The sequence below is a fragment of the Exiguobacterium sp. 9-2 genome, from assembly GCF_036287235.1.
Taxonomy (GTDB): domain Bacteria; phylum Bacillota; class Bacilli; order Exiguobacteriales; family Exiguobacteriaceae; genus Exiguobacterium_A.
Genome location: NZ_CP142850.1, coordinates 96,800 through 110,333 on the forward strand (window position 1 = coordinate 96,800; position 13,534 = coordinate 110,333).

Here is a 13,534-nt window from a genome sequence, read left to right on the forward strand (position 1 = left end):
AAGGATGAATCGATTGGCTAAGTTAAAAACAAAATTCGTTTGCCAAAGCTGTGGAACTGAATCACCGAAATGGATGGGACGTTGTTCTGGATGCGGAGAATGGAACACGATGGTCGAAGAAGTCGTCGAAGAAAAAAAAGGACGGCGCGGTGCCGCTTTTGTTCATACGACGACAAAACAATTAAAGCCTGAACGCCTCGCGAATATCGTCTCGCAAGAAGAGAGTCGTGTCTTTACCGGAAGTGGTGAATTCGATCGTGTCCTCGGAGGCGGCATCGTTCCAGGTTCGATGGTGCTTGTTGGAGGAGACCCGGGGATCGGGAAGTCGACGATCTTACTGCAGACGAGTGCACGGCTTGCCCAACGTGGTGAAAAAGTGCTCTACATCTCAGGGGAAGAATCGCTTAAACAAACCAAATTGCGCGCGGAACGGCTTGGATTGCCGACACAGGATTTGTTCGTCCTTAGTGAAACGGACATGAACATGATTGAACGTGTCGTTGATGAAGAACAGCCACGGTTTTTAATCATCGACTCGATTCAAACCGTCTACATTGATGAAATTCAGTCCGCACCCGGGAGTGTGACACAGGTACGTGAATGTACGGCGATGCTGATGAAAATTGCAAAGAGTCGTGGTATTGCAATCTTTATCGTTGGTCATGTTACGAAACAGGGGTCGATTGCTGGACCACGTTTACTTGAGCACATGGTGGATGCTGTCTTGTATTTCGAAGGCGAACGTCACCATACGTTTCGGATTCTGCGTGCTGTTAAAAACCGATTTGGTTCAACGAATGAGATCGGAATTTTTGAAATGCGGGAGTCTGGTCTTGAAGAGGTCTTAAATCCGTCAGAAATTTTCCTCGAAGAGCGGACATCCGGCGTATCCGGTTCAACGATCGTTGCTTCAATGGAAGGGACACGGACCGTCCTCGTCGAACTGCAAGCATTGATTTCACCGACGTCATTTGGGAATCCTAGACGGATGGCGACCGGAATCGATCAAAATAAAGTAGCGTTATTGATGGCCGTTCTTGAGAAACGATCGGGTCTTCTCTTACAAACACAAGATGCCTATCTCAAGGCAGCGGGTGGTGTGAAGCTCGATGAACCAGCGATCGACTTAGCAGTCTGTGTTGCCATTGCCTCTAGTTTCCGTGACAAGCCGACGCGTCCGACGGATGTCGTGATTGGTGAGGTCGGGTTGACGGGAGAAGTCCGTCGTGTTTCACGGATTGAGCAACGTGTAGCAGAAGCAGCCAAACTCGGTTTTACACGAGCGATCATTCCGAAAAATAACTTAGGAGGCTGGACGTATCCGGACGGGATTACGGTCGTCGGTGTCGAAAGCGTGGACGAAGCATTACGCGAAACAATTCCGTTTTAAGCTGGAATGACGTAAAAAATGGGGGAACTGTAATGGATATGTAAACAGTTTCCCCTCCTTCCGGCGTAGGTAGTTCAATTCAGTACATGTTACAATGAACTTAAAATAGGCAAAGGAGGTGAGAAGATTGAAAATCGTCATACGGGTATTTTTTGCATTACTCGGACTTGCCCTTGGGATCTTGTTGCTTCCTCAGTTTTTCCAATTGATTGAAACAGCGACAAGTACGACTTTCCCGGCATGGTTGATGAGCGAATACGTAACTGGAACGATTGGTGCACTCATATTCTTATTAATTGGATTATTCATTACGGATTCGGTAATTCGACTTCTCCGATTTTTAGAAGAACGACTCGTCAAAGCCCCAGTAGCAGATCTCTTTTTTGGTACGTTTGGTTTGTTGATCGGATTAGTATTAGCATTTCTCGTCAGTACGTTAATCGACTTAGTTGGGATTCCTGTCCTCAGTAATGTCTTAACAATCTTCGTGACCGCGTTATTCGGATATCTCGGCTTTACGGTCGGGTATCGAAAACGTCATGAATTGACGAAAATCTTCTTACGTAGCAACCAAAGTGAAAAAAAGACGGCATCTGAAGTCGTCGTTCCAGCAAAGTCGAATAGTAAAGTGCTCGATACGAGCGTCATCATCGACGGACGAATCACAGATATCACGAAAACAGGCTTCGTCGAAGGGAAACTGATCGTTCCGCAATTCGTCATCGGTGAGTTGCAGTACATCGCGGATTCTTCTGATACGTTGAAACGAAACCGTGGACGCCGCGGGCTCGATGTCTTAAAAGAATTACAAGAGATCCCTGGAGTCGAGGTCGAAATTTATGATGGCGACTTCGAGGATGTACCGGAAGTCGACATCAAATTGATCAAACTTGCGGAACTCGTTAAAGGAATCGTCGTCACGAACGACTATAACTTAAACAAAGTCTGTGAAGTCCGACATGTTCCTGTCCTTAACATCAATGACCTGGCGAATGCGGTCAAACAAGTCGTCATTCCAGGAGAAGAAATGACCGTCCTTGTCATCAAGGAAGGGAAAGAACAAAAGCAAGGAATCGCCTATCTCGAAGATGGAACGATGGTCGTCGTCGAAGGAGGCAAACATCTCATTTCGAAAACGATTGGCGTCGTCGTCACGAGTGTCTTACAGACGTCAGCTGGACGAATGATTTTTGCGAAACCACAGGAAAAATGAGACACTATGCCTAGAGAGATATCGAGAGGCATTCAGATAGACCCGCAACGGATTCGATTTCATGATCGAGTCCGTTTTCGGTGTGATGGAATGGATCACGATGATCAGTGAGAGAGAAAAGAGGGAATGAGATGTCTACAGCCACATATCGCGTCGTCATCCCCGCTGCCGGTGCCGGTAAGCGGATGGGCGCAGATCGTAATAAATTGATGCTTGAACTAAGAGACCGTCCAATCATCGCTTGGACATTGGATGTCTTCGAGGCGGACCCGGCATGTGCGGAAATCGTTCTTGCGATCAATCCAATGGAGAAAGACTGGTTTACGGATGTCACTTCGTCCTATGCGACAGCCATCAAACTGGTTGCGGGTGGTGCCGAACGTCAAGAAAGTGTTCTCCGTGGTCTTGAGGCATTAGAAGGCGAAGGGATCGTCTTGATTCATGATGGGGCTCGACCGTTCATTTCACAAGAAGCGATTCATGCGGTCGTCCAGGCGGCAGTGTTGGATCAAGCAGCGATTCTCGCCGTACCGATCAAAGACACCGTCAAACGGATCGAAGCGAATCACATCAGTGAGACCGTTCCGCGAGAACACTTGATGGCAGCCCAGACACCACAAGCATTTGATCTTGCAACGATTCGCACGGTTCATGAAAAAGCGGCAACAAAATACCTAGGAACCGATGATGCAAGTTTGATAGAATGGGACGGAGGAAAAGTAACGATCGTCCACGGTCACTACGAAAATATCAAGATGACGACACCGGACGATCTATGGTTCGGTGAAGCAATTCTAATGAAACGAGGGAAATGACGATGATTCGAATTGGACAAGGTTTTGATGTACATGCCTTTGCAGAGGATCGGAAATTGATTTTAGGCGGCATTGAGATTCCGCATACGAAAGGATTGCTCGGTCATTCGGATGCAGACGTCTTGTTACATACGATTGCCGACGCAGCACTTGGTGCGATTGCAGCGGGGGATATCGGAAAACATTTTCCGGATACGGATCCGGAATTCAAGGATGCGGATTCAGCAAAATTACTGCAGCATGTCTACGCGCTCGTTAAACAACAAGGATATGAGCTTGGCAACCTAGATGCGACAGTCATCGCACAGGCACCAAAGCTTCGTCCGTACATCGACACGATGCGCGCTCGGATCGCAGAATTACTCGAAGCGGACATTGAACAGATCAATGTCAAGGCAACGACAACGGAATGGTTAGGTTTTACGGGACGAGAAGAGGGAATCGCTTGTCAAGCAGTGATTCTACTGAAACGAATCGAAGAATAAGGTATACTAGATAAGCGAATTTTAGTCGAAGGAGTGATTGGCAATGGCAGAAGTACGAGTACGTTATGCCCCAAGTCCAACAGGACACTTGCATATCGGGAATGCCCGGACTGCATTATTTAACTATCTGTTTGCACGCCATTTAGGCGGCAAGATGGTATTACGAATCGAGGATACGGACCAAAAGCGGAACATTGCAGGTGGTGTCGAGAGTCAAATGAAGAATCTCGAGTGGCTCGGTGTCGATTGGGACGAAGGTCCAGGTCGCGGTGGTGAGTACGGTCCTTATTCACAAATGGAGCGTCTTGATATCTATCAAAAGTATACGGATGAGTTACTTGAAAAGGGACTCGCTTACCGTTGCTACATGACATCGGAAGAGCTCGAAGCAGAACGCGAAGCGCAAATCGCACGCGGAGAAGCACCACGTTATTCAGGGGCACACCGTAACCTGACAGCAGAACAAGAAGAAGCGTTCCGCTCAGAAGGTCGCACGCCATCGATTCGGATTCGTGTACCGGAAGATGTCACGTATACATGGAATGATATCGTCAAAGACGACGTCTCGTTCGAATCAAAAGACTTCGGTGACTGGGTCATCGTTAAAAAAGACGGCATTCCGACGTATAACTTTGCTGTCGTCATCGACGATCACTTGATGGCGATCAGTCATGTTCTTCGTGGAGATGATCATATTTCGAACACACCGAAACAGATGATGATCTATGATGCGTTCGGTTGGGAATACCCGACGTTTGGTCACATGACATTGATTGTCAATGAAGCACACAAGAAACTCTCGAAGCGTGATCACTCGATCATTCAGTACATCGAGCAGTATAAAGAGCTCGGTTATCTCCCGGAAGCATTACTCAACTTCATCACGCTTCTCGGCTGGTCACCTGTCGGCGAAGAGGAAATCTTCACAAAAGAAGAGTTAATCAAGATCTTTGATGCGGATCGTCTCTCGAAGAGTCCGGCTGTCTTTGACCAAAACAAATTGGCTTGGATCAACAGTCAGTATATGAAACATCAATCGTTCGAAGAAGTATTCGAAGCAAGTCTTCCGTTCCTACAAGAAGCAGGTCGCGTCGAAGCGTCACCTTCAGAAGAAGAGCTCGCTTGGGCACGTGATCTTGTCGCGCTATACCGCGAACAGATGACGCATGGCGCGGAAATCGTCAAGCTTTCAGAGATGTTCTTTGAGGATGAAGTGGTGTATGATGAAGAGGCAAACACTGTCTTGAGTGGCGAGACGGTTCCGACTGTACTTGCAGAATTCGCGAACCAGTTACGCGCTCTCGAAGAGTGGACACCAGAAGCAATCAAAGCATCGATCAAAGCGACGCAAAAAGCGACTGGTCAAAAAGGAAAAAACTTGTTCATGCCAATTCGTGTTGCGACGACAGGACAGACGCATGGTCCAGAACTCCCGAACACGATTCAATTACTAGGAAAAGACCGTGTGCTTGCACGGCTTGAAGCAGAATAACGAAAGCGTAGACGAGGAAAGTAACGATGCGTCTTCTTCTCCAGAGACAAGCTCGAATGGTGCGAGGGCTTGAAGAAGCGAATCATGAAATGCCCCTCTGAGTGCTGCCCGAAATCCGTGAGAGTAGGCGCAGACGTATCTCCGGCGTTAACGGACGTCGAGAGGGACGAGTCAGTCAATCGTCCAAACAGAGTGGGACCGCGCTTCGTTAGCGTCTCTGTGCAGCAATGCATAGAGGCGCTTTTTCTTATGGAGAGGAGAACGTATATGGCACGGATGCGAGAAGATATCCGCAATGTGTTTGAGCAAGATCCAGCTGCCCGCAGCACGTTAGAAGTCATTTTGACATACCCGGGCTTACATGCGATTTGGATGCATCGCCTGGCCCATCGGCTCTGGAACGCGAAGTTTCGCTTGCTCGGTCGATTGATTTCGCAATTCAGTCGCTTTTTGACAGGCATCGAGATTCATCCAGGAGCGACGATTGGACGCCGATTCTTTATTGACCATGGGATGGGTGTCGTCATTGGTGAGACGACGATCATTGGCGATGACGTCACGTTGTTTCAAGGCGTGACACTCGGCGGAACGGGGAAAGAAACAGGAAAGCGTCATCCGACGATTGAAGACGGCGTACTTGTCTCTGCCGGTGCTCGTGTCCTAGGTGATATCACGATCGGGGCATACTCAAAAATCGGTGCCAGTTCCGTCGTCTTAAAACACGTTCCTCCAAATGCGACCGTCGTCGGCATTCCGGGACGTGTCGTCATTCAAGACGGCATGAAGGTCGAAGCACCACTTGATCATCGTTTCCCGGATCCGGTCAGCGAATGCCAAGAGCGGATTGAAATGGAACTAGAAGTATTAAAACAAGAAATTGAACGGATTAAAGGAGGGCGACGTCATGATTCAACTGTACAACAGCATGACCGGAAAAAAGGAACCATTTAAACCATTAGAAGAAGGAAAGGTCAAGATGTATGTCTGTGGTCCAACTGTGTACAACTACATTCATATCGGCAATGCACGTCCAGCGATCGTCTTCGATACAGTCCGTCGCTACTTCACATACCGCGGATATGAGGTCAAATACGTCTCGAACTTCACGGACGTCGACGATAAGATCATCCGGACAGCAAACGAACTGGGAGAAGATTATCATGCGTTGACGAAACGTTTCATTGAAGCGTATCACGCGGATACGGGTGCTTTAAATGTCCAAAAAGCGGACATCCATCCACTCGTCACGGAAACGATGGACGATATCATCGCATTCATCGAAGTCCTTGTTGAAAAAGGCAATGCCTACGCTTCAAGCGGAGATGTCTACTTCCGGACGCGTAGTTTCAAGGATTACGGACAATTAAGCCAACAGTCAATCGACGAGTTGCGTGCAGGTGCGCGAATCGAAGTCGGAGAGAAAAAAGAAGATCCGCTTGATTTCGTGCTCTGGAAAGCAGCAAAACCAGGCGAGCCGGCATGGACGAGTCCGTGGGGCGAAGGGCGACCAGGCTGGCACATCGAGTGCTCGGCGATGGCGAAGAAATACCTCGGAGAGACGATCGATATCCATGCCGGTGGACAAGACTTGAAGTTCCCGCACCATGAGAATGAGATCGCTCAGTCGGAAGCATGCAATTCTCAGAAGTTCGCGAACTACTGGATGCATAACGGGTTCTTGAACATCGAAAATGAGAAGATGTCGAAGTCGCTCGGTAACTTCCTGACGGTCCATGAAGCCATTCAAGCGGTCGATCCGATGGTCTTACGGTTCTTCATGTTGTCGGTTCAATATCGTCATCCGATCAACTACAGTCGTGAACTGATCGACCAAGCAGCGAATGGTCTCGCACGAATTCGGGAATCGGTCGCAAACATTGAACACCGACTTGACATGACGGCTGATCTCGGAACAGGTGACGAGAAGTGGTTGAATCGTCTAGCGGCGATCAAGGAACACTTCATCACATCGATGGATGATGATTTTAATACAGCGAACGCGGTGACGGATTTGTTTGATCTCTCAAAAGAAGCCAACCTATACCTTGGAGAAGCGCATGTATCGAAACAGGTTCTCGAACAGTTCCTCGCACTCTTCTCGGAATTATCAGGCGTCCTAGGTGTGACGTTGACAGTTGATAAAGGCTTACTCGATGAAGAAGTCGAACAGTTGATCGAAGAGCGGAACACAGCCCGTCAAAATCGTGACTTTGCACGAGCAGATGCAATCCGCGACCAACTACGTGACCAAGGCATTCTGCTCGAAGATACAGCACAAGGGATGCGGTGGAAGCGCGGATGAAGAACTACAAACAACTGAATGCACTCGCGTTAGCGTACATGGGCGATGTCGTCTATGAGATTCGTGTGCGCGAGCGATTGCTCGAACAAGGTTATGTGAAGCCGGGCGAGTTGCACAAAGCAGCTGTCCGGTACGTTCGGGCACAAGCACAAGCGACGGTCGTGACGCACTGGTTGAACACGGATGCGTTGACGGAAGAAGAGGCAGCGGTCGTCCGGCGCGGGAAGAACGCAAAATCCGGTTCCATCCCGAAGAGTACAGACGTCCACACGTATCGCTACGCGACAGCATTTGAAGCATTACTCGGTTATATTTATCTTTCAGAAGGAGGGGATCGCCTTGAAGAACTCATCGGACAAGCGTTCGAATTACTCGAAGCCGAAAAAACAGACGAATCCTAAGGCTACAAGCGCGAAGCCAAAAACGAAGGCACAGCGTCCAGCACAAGAGAAACGAAAAGCCGCTCCGGTCAAGGAACAGCCAGTCGCGATCGAACCGCTCGAAGAAGGACAAGATTTCTTGTCGGGTCGAAATCCGGTTCTAGAAGCATTACGGAGCGGACGAGAGATGAACAAGCTGTTTCTGCAGGAAGGACAACAAAAAGGACCACTTGCCGTCATCCACGCGATGGCGCAGGAAGCAGGGATTCAAATCCAGCTCGTACCTCGCTCACGGTTAACGGGTTTAGCCGGAACGGAAAATCACCAAGGTGTCGTCGCAGCGGTAGCGGCGTATGAGTACGCCGAGATGGAAGACATCTTTGAGCTCGCGCGTCAAAAGGACGAAACACCGCTCTTGATCCTACTCGATGAACTGGAGGATCCACATAATCTCGGATCAATCTTGCGGACAGCAGATGCTGTCGGGGCACACGGGATCATCATTCCGAAGCGTCGATCAGTCGGATTGACGCAAGTCGTCGCAAAGGCATCAACAGGCGCGATCGAACATATTCCTGTCGTTCGCGTGACGAACCTTGCGCGGACGATGGAGGATCTAAAGAAACAAGGCATCTGGTTCGTCGGAACGGATGCGCGCGAAAGTGATGACTACCGGACACTTGATGGGACGATGCCACTCGGAATCGTCATTGGAAGTGAAGGAAAAGGAATGAGCCGGCTCGTCCGTGAGAAATGTGATTTCCTCGTCCACCTCCCGATGGCGGGACATGTCACATCGCTCAACGCATCGGTTGCTGCTTCGTTATTACTATATGAAGTCTACCGGACTAGAAAGCCGTATGCGCGATGAAATATGATCGTCTCATCGTAGATGGCTATAATATCATTGGCGCATGGCCAGAATTTCGGACGTTGCGGGAGCAAGATTTTGAATTGGCACGGGAACGGCTGATTCATGCGATGGCGGAATACCAAGCTGTCACAGGTCTTAGCGTTACGATCGTCTTCGATGCCTATCTTCAACCGGGACGTGAATCCCGGATGCAAAAAAGCGGGATTGATATCGTCTACACACGGGAGAACGAAACGGCAGATGAATGGATTGAAAAGACAGCTGCTGATTGGCTACAAGATATCCGAGTCAAGTTAACGGTAGCGACGAATGATTATACGGAGCAGTGGGTCATCTTCACGCTCGGAGCACTCCGCATATCGGCGCAAGAGCTCCGGCGAGAGTGGAAAGCGGCAGTCGCTGTCATCAAACAACAGACGACGTCTGCGAAGACGACGGCTCAACCGCGCTCGAAGATTGATTTACCAGAAGACGTCGTCGCACGTTTAGAAGCGATCCGTCGCCGAAAGAATTCAGATACATGATATAAACCATTCGCATGAGCGGATCACCGTTTTTCCTACTTTGGAAGAACGGTGTTTTTTTATGAAAAGATACATTTTGGATACAACAAAAGAGGTCATGCCAATTTTCATTGTCGTGCGACAGGTAATTATTGTATAATTAAAAACAATTGAACTATTCGTCAATGATGCTTGGAGGGATACAAGATGAGTTTGGTTTCGTTCGACCAGTTTGGGTGCATGACCGATGAAGCGCTTGTAGAACAAGCGAAAGAGTTCGACAACAGCGATGCGCTCGAATTTTTGATCGAGCGGTATCGAAATTTCGTGCGCGCCAAAGCCCGTTCTTATTTTTTGATCGGGGCAGACCGAGAAGATATCATTCAAGAAGGAATGATTGGTCTCTATAAAGCAGTACGAGATTACCGAACGGATAAGCTTGCCTCGTTTAAAGGATTTGCCGAATTATGCATTACGAGACAGATGATCACTGCGATCAAGACGGCGACACGTCAGAAACATATCCCGTTGAACTCTTACATCTCACTCGATAAACCGATCTATGACGATGAATCGGAGCGGACGTTACTCGATATCATTACGTCGACAGCACCTTCTGATCCACAAATTTTGATCGTCAACCGGGAAGAATATGCAGACATTGAATCGAAGATGGATGAAATTTTAAGCGACCTTGAACGCAAAGTCCTCGCGCTCTATCTTGACGGACGGACGTATCAGGAAATCTCTGACGACCTCGATCGTCATGTCAAATCGATCGACAATGCCTTGCAACGCGTCAAGCGCAAGCTTGAGCGTTATCTCGAAGCACGAAAGATGACGGTCTAACAGAGAGGTAGATTGACCGTAATCCCTTCCTATGCTACTGTATAACTAGCGCCTTACTAGCGAGACGCCGCTCATAGGCGTTTTTTTTTACGCTCTTTTTCGGAAGGAAAGTACCTCAATAGAAGAGAAGAGTGGCAAAGAAGGAGGACTTTGAGATGGCGAAGAAAGTAGGCCTTGCTTGTGATAATTGCGGTGCCCGCGACTATACGACGATGAAAAAAGAGGACGTCACTGTCCGCTTGGAATTGAAGAAATTCTGCCGTCGTTGTAACGCGCATACGATTCATAAAGAAGCGAAATAAAGCTTCATCTGTCCCGATTTATTACATCCTGGAGGGAAAGTACGATGAAATTTTTGCGTGACGTATGGAATGAATTGAAAAAGACGAGCTGGCCCAAACGGAAAGAGCTGACGAAATACACATTGACGGTCATCGGTATGGTGATCTTTATGGGTGTCTTCATCTTCGGCGTCGATTCAGGGCTTAGCGCATTGATGAGCTGGTTGATTAAGTAAAAAGAAGAGGTGGCCTACCATGGAGAAACAATGGTTTGTCGTCCAAACGTATTCCGGATTCGAAAACAACGTCAAGGCGAACCTTGAACGTCGGATTGAATCCATGAACATGGACGAAAAAATCTTCCGTGTACTCGTTCCGATTGAAACGGTACAAGAAGAAGTAACGAACAAAAAGGGAGAAACGAAAATCAAGGAACGTGAAGTCAAGATCTTCCCGGGGTATGTCCTCGTTGAGATGGTCATGACGGATGATTCTTGGTATGTCGTCCGGAATACTCCGAACGTCACGGGCTTCCTCGGATCAGTCGGCGGCGGTTCAAAACCAACCCCACTTCTTCCGGAAGAAGCAGAAAATATCCTTGGATCAATGGGTCTTGTCGATCTGAAGAGCCGTTACGACTTCTCACTCGGACAAATCGTCCGAATCAAAGAAGGAGCTTTCGAAAATCTCGAAGGTACGATCGAGGAGCTTGATACAGATGCTGAGAAAATGAAAGTCTCTGTTGATATGTTCGGTCGCGAAACGAAGGTCGAGCTTGATTTCGCACAGGTCGATAAAATCGATTAAGTTTCCTATTGCGAATGTTTTGTTTTAATGATACAATTTTTCGTGTTTGATGTTGTGCTTATTTCGATAAATAACTCGTCGAATAGAATGAGTGGGAGGACGCGCAACGTCCAATTAAACCACATTAAAGAATTAAGGAGGTGTGTCTCGTGGCGAAGAAGGTTATGAAACTCGTAAAACTTCAAATTCCTGCGGGCAAAGCAAACCCAGCTCCACCAGTTGGACCGGCACTCGGTCAAGCAGGTGTGAACATCATGGGCTTCTGTAAAGAGTTCAACGCTCGTACACAAGACCAAGCCGGCTTGATTATCCCTGTAGTCATCACGGTTTTTGAAGATCGTTCATTCACATTCATCACTAAAACTCCTCCAGCAGCAGTTCTCTTGAAGAAAGCAGCTGGAATTGAGAGTGGTTCAGGTGAACCGAACCGTAAGAAAGTAGCGACTGTCAAACGTGACAAAGTTCGTGAAATCGCTGAAACAAAAATGCCAGACCTTAACGCATCATCTGTTGAAACAGCAATGTTGATGGTTGAAGGTACTGCACGTTCTATGGGTATCGTAATCGAAGACTAATGTCTTTTTGATTACCATGAACAACGATGAGGGTCGCAGGCGGATAGTTTCTTGAAGCCTGCTACCCTTTCATTATGTGGGAGGATTTTCCGCACAACCACAAAGGAGGAACCTAAAATGGGTAAGAAGTACAAAGAAGCTGCTAAGCTTATCGATCGTACGGTTTCATACGAACTCGCAGAAGCTGTAGATTTGACTAAAAAATCTGCAACTGCGAAATTCGATGAGACTATCGAATTGGCTGTTCGTCTCGGAGTAGATCCGAAGAAAGCAGACCAACAAATCCGTGGAGCAGTCGTATTGCCACACGGTACTGGTAAAACACAAAAAGTCCTCGTCTTCGCGAAAGGTGAGAAACTTAAAGAAGCGGAAGCTGCTGGAGCAGATTACGCTGGTGATGCTGAGTACATCAACAAAATCCAACAAGGATGGTTCGACTTCGATGTTATCGTTGCGACACCAGACATGATGGGTGAAGTTGGTAAACTTGGTCGCGTTCTCGGACCAAAAGGCCTCATGCCAAACCCGAAAACAGGTACAGTTACATTTGACGTCACAAAAGCAATCAACGATATCAAAGCTGGTAAAGTTGAGTACCGTGTCGACAAATCAGGTAACATCCACGTTCCTGTCGGTAAAAAATCATTCGATAACGAGAAACTCGTTGAGAACATCAACACAGTTATCGAAACTCTCGTAAAAGTTAAGCCTGCTACTGCTAAAGGTGTATACCTTAAGAACATCGCGATCGCTTCTACAATGGGTCCTGGTGTAAAAGTATCTTCAGCTGACTTCGCGAAATAATTTCGTCTAAAACGAACTTGACAACGTTCTAAGAACGCTGTTACAGTATAAAACGTTGATATATTTCGACATACCGTAGACAGAAGGTGCTCACATGGGCATAAATCCTTCCGAGGTGTTCTTGCTCAGAGAGCCTGTTTGTTCAGGTATCCTTTTTGACGATTACGCCTCCTCTGCTTTGCAGACGGAGGCTTTTTATTTGAAATCGAGCAGCCCCTCGCACCGGTACATTTCATCTACCAGGAGGTGCAACAGAAATGGCAAACGAAAAAGTTATCGCTGTCAAAGCGGATCTCGTATCTGAGATCGCTGAGAAACTCCAAGCGAGCGCAGGAACAGTTGTCGTCGACTACCGTGGTCTCACAGTAGAAGAAGTTACTGAACTTCGTAAACAACTCCGCGAAGCGGGCGTTGAATTCAAAGTTTACAAAAACGGTCTCCTCCGCCGCGCGGCAGTTCAAAGCAACCTCGAAGGTCTTGATGAAGTCTTCACAGGTCCTAGTGCGATCGCCTTCAGCAATGAAGACGTTATCGCGCCAGCTAAGATCTTGAACGACTTCGCTAAAACGCACAAGGCTCTCGAACTTAAAGGTGGTATCATCGAAGGCAAAGTCACTTCAGTAGAAGATGTCAAAGCCCTTGCGGAACTTCCATCACGCGAAGGTCTCCTTTCGATGCTCCTCAGCGTGCTTCAAGCGCCAATCCGTGGACTCGCGGTGGCAACGAACGCAATCGCAGAGCAAAAAGAAGAACAATCTGCTTAA

17 protein-coding genes and 2 other annotated features are annotated in these 13,534 nt (G+C 47.9%); all 17 genes read left to right on the top strand.

The window, feature by feature from the left end:
• Window positions 1–13 precede the first annotated feature (13 nt).
• Window positions 14–1,390 (top strand): DNA repair protein RadA, encoded by a 1,377-nt coding sequence (radA, locus tag VJ374_RS00540; protein ID WP_029343076.1) that lies wholly within the window; start codon window positions 14–16, stop codon window positions 1,388–1,390.
• Between the two features lie 127 nt (window positions 1,391–1,517).
• A complete protein-coding gene (locus VJ374_RS00545; protein ID WP_035413125.1) occupies window positions 1,518–2,603 on the top strand; it encodes a PIN/TRAM domain-containing protein in 1,086 nt (361 codons plus the stop codon).
• A gap of 131 nt (window positions 2,604–2,734) precedes the next feature.
• A complete protein-coding gene (ispD, locus tag VJ374_RS00550) occupies window positions 2,735–3,418 on the top strand; it encodes a 2-C-methyl-D-erythritol 4-phosphate cytidylyltransferase (RefSeq protein WP_329469727.1) in 684 nt (227 codons plus the stop codon).
• A 2-nt stretch (window positions 3,419–3,420) separates the two neighbouring features.
• Entirely contained in the window at window positions 3,421–3,903 is a 483-nt protein-coding gene (gene ispF / locus VJ374_RS00555) for a 2-C-methyl-D-erythritol 2,4-cyclodiphosphate synthase (protein WP_029343079.1), read from the top strand.
• 43 nt (window positions 3,904–3,946) lie between these two features.
• Window positions 3,947–5,395: a glutamate--tRNA ligase gene (gene gltX / locus VJ374_RS00560; protein ID WP_290774586.1), complete on the top strand. Its 1,449-nt coding sequence runs from the start codon at window positions 3,947–3,949 to the stop codon at window positions 5,393–5,395.
• Window positions 5,395–5,617: a binding site (T-box leader), on the top strand. It overlaps the preceding gene by 1 nt.
• A 9-nt stretch (window positions 5,618–5,626) precedes the next feature.
• Window positions 5,627–6,346 (top strand): serine O-acetyltransferase EpsC, encoded by a 720-nt coding sequence (gene epsC, locus VJ374_RS00565; RefSeq protein ID WP_313489801.1) that lies wholly within the window; start codon window positions 5,627–5,629, stop codon window positions 6,344–6,346.
• Window positions 6,300–7,697 (top strand): cysteine--tRNA ligase, encoded by a 1,398-nt coding sequence (cysS, locus tag VJ374_RS00570; RefSeq protein WP_035413137.1) that lies wholly within the window; start codon window positions 6,300–6,302, stop codon window positions 7,695–7,697. Before epsC ends, cysS begins: the two co-directional genes overlap by 47 nt.
• Window positions 7,694–8,098 carry a Mini-ribonuclease 3 gene (locus VJ374_RS00575; RefSeq protein WP_035413140.1) on the top strand — a complete coding sequence of 135 codons (405 nt, stop codon included), beginning with the start codon at window positions 7,694–7,696 and terminating at the stop codon, window positions 8,096–8,098. The genes cysS and VJ374_RS00575 overlap by 4 nt, the downstream gene beginning before the upstream one ends.
• Before the next feature lie 166 nt (window positions 8,099–8,264).
• The gene (gene rlmB / locus VJ374_RS00580; RefSeq protein WP_369792041.1) at window positions 8,265–8,948 is read left to right on the top strand and encodes a 23S rRNA (guanosine(2251)-2'-O)-methyltransferase RlmB; all 684 of its coding nucleotides are present in this window, start codon (window positions 8,265–8,267) and stop codon (window positions 8,946–8,948) included.
• Window positions 8,945–9,475, top strand: a complete 531-nt coding sequence (locus VJ374_RS00585) for an NYN domain-containing protein (RefSeq protein ID WP_035413144.1) — start codon at window positions 8,945–8,947, stop codon at window positions 9,473–9,475. The genes rlmB and VJ374_RS00585 overlap by 4 nt, the downstream gene beginning before the upstream one ends.
• A gap of 186 nt (window positions 9,476–9,661) precedes the next feature.
• Window positions 9,662–10,303 carry an RNA polymerase sporulation sigma factor SigH gene (gene sigH, locus VJ374_RS00590; RefSeq protein WP_035413147.1) on the top strand — a complete coding sequence of 214 codons (642 nt, stop codon included), beginning with the start codon at window positions 9,662–9,664 and terminating at the stop codon, window positions 10,301–10,303.
• A 155-nt stretch (window positions 10,304–10,458) separates the two neighbouring features.
• Entirely contained in the window at window positions 10,459–10,605 is a 147-nt protein-coding gene (gene rpmG, locus VJ374_RS00595) for a 50S ribosomal protein L33 (RefSeq protein WP_023466603.1), read from the top strand.
• Between the two features lie 44 nt (window positions 10,606–10,649).
• Window positions 10,650–10,820, top strand: coding sequence for a preprotein translocase subunit SecE (gene secE / locus VJ374_RS00600; RefSeq protein WP_023466605.1), 171 nt, complete (start codon window positions 10,650–10,652; stop codon window positions 10,818–10,820).
• A gap of 19 nt (window positions 10,821–10,839) precedes the next feature.
• Window positions 10,840–11,391, top strand: a complete 552-nt coding sequence (gene nusG, locus VJ374_RS00605) for a transcription termination/antitermination protein NusG (protein ID WP_023466607.1) — start codon at window positions 10,840–10,842, stop codon at window positions 11,389–11,391.
• A 149-nt stretch (window positions 11,392–11,540) separates the two neighbouring features.
• Window positions 11,541–11,966 carry a 50S ribosomal protein L11 gene (gene rplK, locus VJ374_RS00610; RefSeq protein WP_023466609.1) on the top strand — a complete coding sequence of 142 codons (426 nt, stop codon included), beginning with the start codon at window positions 11,541–11,543 and terminating at the stop codon, window positions 11,964–11,966.
• 117 nt (window positions 11,967–12,083) lie between these two features.
• Window positions 12,084–12,770, top strand: coding sequence for a 50S ribosomal protein L1 (gene rplA / locus VJ374_RS00615; RefSeq protein WP_023466610.1), 687 nt, complete (start codon window positions 12,084–12,086; stop codon window positions 12,768–12,770).
• A gap of 55 nt (window positions 12,771–12,825) precedes the next feature.
• Window positions 12,826–12,977: a sequence feature (ribosomal protein L10 leader region), on the top strand.
• A gap of 50 nt (window positions 12,978–13,027) precedes the next feature.
• On the top strand, window positions 13,028–13,534 hold the full coding sequence (gene rplJ, locus VJ374_RS00620; RefSeq protein WP_023466611.1) for a 50S ribosomal protein L10: 507 nt from the start codon (window positions 13,028–13,030) through the stop codon (window positions 13,532–13,534).

Excerpts from the sequence above, each read along its gene's own strand:
- ispD (WP_329469727.1), top strand. The coding sequence starts at position 2,735 with ATGTCTACAGCCACATATCGCGTCGTCATCCCCGCTGCCGGTGCCGGT.
- secE (WP_023466605.1), top strand. The coding sequence starts at position 10,650 with ATGAAATTTTTGCGTGACGTATGGAATGAATTGAAAAAGACGAGCTGG.
- VJ374_RS00575 (WP_035413140.1), top strand. The coding sequence starts at position 7,694 with ATGAAGAACTACAAACAACTGAATGCACTCGCGTTAGCGTACATGGGC.
- rpmG (WP_023466603.1), top strand. The coding sequence starts at position 10,459 with ATGGCGAAGAAAGTAGGCCTTGCTTGTGATAATTGCGGTGCCCGCGAC.
- cysS (WP_035413137.1), top strand. The coding sequence starts at position 6,300 with ATGATTCAACTGTACAACAGCATGACCGGAAAAAAGGAACCATTTAAA.
- rlmB (WP_369792041.1), top strand. The coding sequence starts at position 8,265 with ATGAACAAGCTGTTTCTGCAGGAAGGACAACAAAAAGGACCACTTGCC.
- gltX (WP_290774586.1), top strand. The coding sequence starts at position 3,947 with ATGGCAGAAGTACGAGTACGTTATGCCCCAAGTCCAACAGGACACTTG.
- rplJ (WP_023466611.1), top strand. The coding sequence starts at position 13,028 with ATGGCAAACGAAAAAGTTATCGCTGTCAAAGCGGATCTCGTATCTGAG.
- VJ374_RS00585 (WP_035413144.1), top strand. The coding sequence starts at position 8,945 with ATGAAATATGATCGTCTCATCGTAGATGGCTATAATATCATTGGCGCA.
- sigH (WP_035413147.1), top strand. The coding sequence starts at position 9,662 with ATGAGTTTGGTTTCGTTCGACCAGTTTGGGTGCATGACCGATGAAGCG.
- nusG (WP_023466607.1), top strand. The coding sequence starts at position 10,840 with ATGGAGAAACAATGGTTTGTCGTCCAAACGTATTCCGGATTCGAAAAC.
- rplA (WP_023466610.1), top strand. The coding sequence starts at position 12,084 with ATGGGTAAGAAGTACAAAGAAGCTGCTAAGCTTATCGATCGTACGGTT.
- ispF (WP_029343079.1), top strand. The coding sequence starts at position 3,421 with ATGATTCGAATTGGACAAGGTTTTGATGTACATGCCTTTGCAGAGGAT.